Origin of the sequence: Candidatus Thiosymbion oneisti, assembly GCF_900092655.1 — a bacterium.
In the GTDB taxonomy this organism is placed as follows: domain Bacteria; phylum Pseudomonadota; class Gammaproteobacteria; order Chromatiales; family Chromatiaceae; genus Thiosymbion; species Thiosymbion oneisti.
In genome coordinates this window covers 1-4,957 of record NZ_FLUY01000846.1, presented here as the reverse complement: position 1 = coordinate 4,957, position 4,957 = coordinate 1, and the positions used below count along the sequence as shown (strand labels likewise).

At 63.1% G+C, this 4,957-nt stretch carries 2 protein-coding genes; both read right to left on the bottom strand.

What is annotated here, in order from left to right:
• Window positions 1-483: 483 nt before the first annotated feature.
• Entirely contained in the window at window positions 484-1,377 is an 894-nt protein-coding gene (locus BQ17_RS08985) for an NAD(+) kinase (RefSeq protein WP_089726295.1), read from the bottom strand.
• Window positions 1,378-1,851: 474 nt separating this feature from the next.
• Window positions 1,852-4,728, bottom strand: a complete 2,877-nt coding sequence (locus BQ17_RS08980; protein ID WP_089726294.1) for a valine--tRNA ligase — start codon at window positions 4,726-4,728, stop codon at window positions 1,852-1,854.
• Window positions 4,729-4,957: the final 229 nt, after the last annotated feature.

The following is a 4,957-nucleotide window of genomic DNA, read 5'->3' as shown; positions in this document are numbered from 1 at the left end:
GGAAAATTGTGTCGTCCTGTCCCTTTGGATCTGAAAATCCAGGAATACTTTCACAGTCTCTGGAGCGTGGGAGCCAGCAGCCACGGGACCGCACGGCTAAAATCATTTCCGCCGCTGGCGGAGACCAGTATATCAACAACACCACGCGGAACCATGCATTCACCGGAAGGACCGTAGGGCGGGAAAGCGCAGCGCATCCCGCCGCAGCGCTGGGAACGCTGGCATCCTGCCGGCCAGGATTTACCGGTAAGAGGCTGTTCCGACCCGCCTCCTCCGCGGCGCGGAGCTTCCACGTCCCCACGCGGCGCGTGGGGACGAGAAGAACCTTTTATTAGAATAGCACTGCCGGGCAGCGCGAACCGCATCGATTGGTAGGGAACACAGGGCGAGCGTGTATAAATCTCCCCAAACAATTCGTGCCCATGCGTGTGCATTCTCAGGTTCCGGAGAGACCGACATGGAGCGGCGGGGATCGGCTCCGGTTCAGGATGGTTGGCACGGGGGACGTCCCCCCCAACCCAGCTTGGCGCGCAGGAGCTTGTAGTGGTCGTGTCCCTTGAGATGGAGCAGACGGGTGGGCCATGGGGCCTTGTTGATGAAGACCCGAGCGGGGGCTTTGAGCTGTGAGGCCGTGAGTCCATCGCAGGTGACCCTGACCTGGTCCCGATCCTGTTCCCCGATGCGGATTTCGATGTGGCTGTCGCCGGCAACCACCAGTGGCCGGTTGCTCAGGGTGTGGGGACAGATGGGAACCACCGCCAGCACATCCAGGGCCGGATGCAGCAGCGGGCCGCCCCCGGACAGGGCATAGGCGGTAGAGCCCGTCGGGGTGGCGACGATGATGCCGTCGGAATGCTGGGCGTTGACGAAGACGCCTTCGATATAGGTCTCGAGCTCGATCACCCGGGCCGGGTTCCACCTGTGGACCACCACATCGTTGAGGGCCAGGCAATCGTCCACCTCCGCTGCTTCGCTACTGATCCGTGCCGCCAGCATGTGGCGGGGCTCCTCTTCGTACTCGCCGGCGAGGATGCGCTCGATACTGGTTTCGATCTCTTTCGGCAACACGTCGGCCAGAAAGCCGAGGCGTCCCAGATTGATTCCCACCAGGGGCACCTGGAACTCCGCCATGGTGCGGGCGGCGTGGAGCAGGGTGCCGTCACCGCCGACCACAATCACCAGCGAACAGCACCGGCCCATCTCCCTGAGACTGACGATGTGCTCCCTGGGCGCCGCGACCTTGGCCCCGCCCACGTCGTCGAAGAAGATCTTGCGTCTCGAAGCGCGCAGGCACTTGACCAACCGGTCGAGGGTTTCCCACACCTTGGGGGCCTCGTCCTGCTTGCCGATGATGCCGATGGTCTTGAAGTTAGCCATCTATCCGTCCGGGTAGTGTATTAACTTTGTTGGTGCTGCAATTTTACTGTCTCTGAGTATAGGCAAGATTAAGAGGCTGTCTAAAAACTAACATATTGATTTTCAGCTGGCTCCCCAGGCTCCAGCGTGGGAGCAGACCTGGTCCCGACGGAGGAGGGATCTGACGCTCCAGCGTCGATTAGGTACCTCGGTAGGCTAACCGCCAACGCCTATCAGTACAGAGGAGCTAAGTCCGCTGGAGCGGACAAGACAGCGTTCCCACCTGTCTGCGTGCAGGGACGCACAGGCAGGCGCTGGAGCGTGGGAACGAGCGCAAAAATTTAAACCACAGAGGACCCAGAGAACGCAGAGCATTGGCCGCTTCCTTTCTCTGTGTGCTCTGCGTTCTCTGTGGTTCGAAATGATTGTTGCGACACCCTCGGAGGGAGAGGGGACATAGTAGCCAATGCTGTAGGTCATATTACAACTTATAAATTAACCACTACCAAACAATGCTAGGGCCCGGATCTTCTCCGCTTGCTCCTGCAGCTTTGCCAGCGCGGTCTGTTGCTCGGCGACCTTGTCACGCTCTTTTTGGACCACCGCCGGCGGCGCCTTGTCTATGAAGTTGGGGTTCGCAAGCTTCTTTTGTGTCCGTTCCAGGTCCGCCTCCAGCCTGCCGATCGCCTTGGCGAGGCGCTTGAGCTCCGCTTGCTGGTCGATGAGTCCGGCCATGGGGATGAGTATTTTCATCTCACCCACCAGGGCGATTGCGGACTCGGGGACCTGAGCGGTGGGTGACAGCGCCTGGATAGATTGGGTGCGGGCGAGGGCGTCCAGGTACTTGCGGTTGGCCGCCAGCCGTGCCAGATCCTGGTCGGAGGCGTTTTGCAGCAGGATAGGTAGGGGCCTGCCGGGCGCGATGTCCATCTCGCCCCTGATGCGCCGCACGCCCAGGACGAATTGCATAACCCACCCCAGCTCGGATTCCGCGTCCGGATCCATGAGGTCGGGGTCGGCGCTGGGGAAGGGGGCCAGCATAATGGTGTCGCCCTTGATACCGGCCAGGGGTTTGACCTGCTGCCAGATCGCTTCGGTGATAAAGGGGATGAGGGGGTGAGCGAGTCGCAGCAGGGTCTCCAGGGTCTGCACCAGGGTGCGGCGCGTGCCCCGCTTGGCCGCCGGCGCGGCCTGGGCGTCGGTGAGCACCGGCTTGGACAGCTCCAGGTACCAGTCGCAGAAGGCATTCCAGGTGAAATCGTAGATGGCCTGGGCGGCATGGTCGAAGCGGTAGCCCCGAAGCGCGTCGTTCACCGCGGTGATGGTGCCTTGCAGGCGGGAGCGAATCCAGCCGTCAGCGGCGCTGAGCCGGATGTCGTCCCCGGTGCCACTCCCAGTCAGGCCGCAATCCTCGCCTTGAGTGTTCATGAGCACATAGCGCGCGGCGTTCCACAGCTTGTTGCAGAAGTTGCGGTAGCCTTCGATCCGGCCCAGGTCGAACTTGATGTCCCGGCCGGTGGAGGCGAGTGCCGCAAAGGTGAAGCGCAAGGCGTCGGCGCCGAATCCGGGGATGCCCTGCGGGTAGTCGCGGCGGGTTAGGTCGGCGATCTTCTCGGCCAGGTGGGGCTGCATCATGCCCTGGGTGCGCTTCTCCACCAGGGACTCCAGCTCGATGCCGTCGATCAGGTCGATGGGGTCGAGCACATTGCCCTTGGATTTGGACATCTTCTCGCCGTGGGTATCCCGCACCAGCCCGTGGATGTAGACCTCGTCGAAGGGCACGTCCCCCATGAATTTGAGTCCCAGCATGATCATGCGGGCGACCCAGAAGAAGATGATGTCGAACCCGGTGACCAGCACCGAGGTGGGATAGAAGGCCTCCAGGCGTGGTGTCTGTTCCGGCCAGCCCAGGGTTGAAAAGGGCCACAGGGCGGAGCTGAACCAGGTATCGAGCACGTCCGGGTCTTGCTCGAGGGGGAAGTCGGGCGCCAGGCCGTGACGCTCACGCACCTCCTGCTCCGAGCGACCCACGTAGACATTGCCTTCCCGGTCGTACCAGGCGGGGATGCGGTGGCCCCACCAGATCTGGCGGCTGATGCACCAGTCCTGGATGTTGCGCATCCACTCGAAATAGGTGTTCTTCCAGTTGTCCGGGACAAAGCGGATGCGCCCGTCCTCTACCGCGGCGATGGCCGGGTCCGCCAGCGGCTTGATCTTGACGTACCATTGGTCGGTGAGATAAGGCTCGATGACGGCCCCCGAGCGGTCGCCCCGGGGCTGCTGAAGCCGGTGCTCCTGGGTCTGTGCCAGCAGGTCCAGGTCCGTCAGGTCGGTGAGGATGCGCTGACGGGCTACGTAGCGGTCGAGTCCGATGTAGGCGGTGGGTATGAGCTCGCCCTCCTCCGGCAGATTCGCACGGATGGACGCATCGGGGGTAAAGATATTGATGAGTCCGCCGTGGGGTTGTTCGGCGATGGCGGTCTCGTCCCGATGCCGCAGCCAGACCTCGTGGTCGTTGAAGTCGTGGGCGGGGGTGATCTTGACGCAGCCGGTGCCGAGTTCCGGGTCGGCGTGGACGTCGGCGATGATGGGGATGCGCCGGCTGGTCAGGGGTAGCTGAACGAATTCGCCGATCAGGTGGCGGTAGCGCTCGTCCTGCGGATTCACGGCCACCGCACAGTCCCCCAACATGGTCTCGGGGCGGGTGGTAGAGACCACCATGTGGCCCTGGCCGTTGGTCAAGGGATACCGCAGATCCCACAGGTGGCCGTTTTCCTCCTCGGACAGGACCTCCAGGTCCGAGACGGCGGTGTGGAGCACCGGGTCCCAGTTGACCAGGCGCTTGCCGCGGTAGATGAGTCCCTCCTCGAACAGACGCACGAAGACCTCGCGCACCGCGCCGGAGAGCCCCTCGTCCAGGGTGAAGCGCTCGTGCTCCCAGTCCAGGGACGCCCCCAGGCGCCGCAGCTGCCGGGTGATGGTGCCGCCGGATTCGGCCTTCCAGGCCCAGACCCGGTGGGTAAAGGCATCGCGGCCCAGGTCATGGCGGGTCTTCCCCTCGGCCTCGAGCAGGCGCTCGACCACCATCTGGGTCGCGATACCTGCGTGGTCAGTGCCCGCCTGCCAGAGGGTCGATTTGCCCTGCATACGGTGATAGCGGATCAGGGCGTCCATGATGGTGTCCTGAAAGGCATGGCCCATGTGCAGACTACCGGTCACGTTGGGCGGCGGGATCATGATGCAGTAGCCGCTCGCCCCGGCGCCCGGCCCGACGCTGGGCGCGCCGGCAGTGGGAGCAAAGTAGCCTTGGTCCTCCCAGGTCCGGTACCAGGTCTTCTCCAGGGTCCGGGGGTCGTAGTTCTTGTCCAGCATAGGTGGGTCTCGGAGTCATTCAGGGCGCCGTGGTAGACGGGGCATTATAGGGCACCTGCTGTCAGCTACCAGCTACCAGCTACCAGCTACCAGCTACCAGCTACCAGCTACCGGTCGCCGGCTGTCCAGGGCAACCGAATAATAATAAATAGAGGCTCTTTATGGATTCCGGACTGCCAACGATCATGGAAGGGTACCACCGGACGTTTTGGAGTGCGGCGGCAACCTC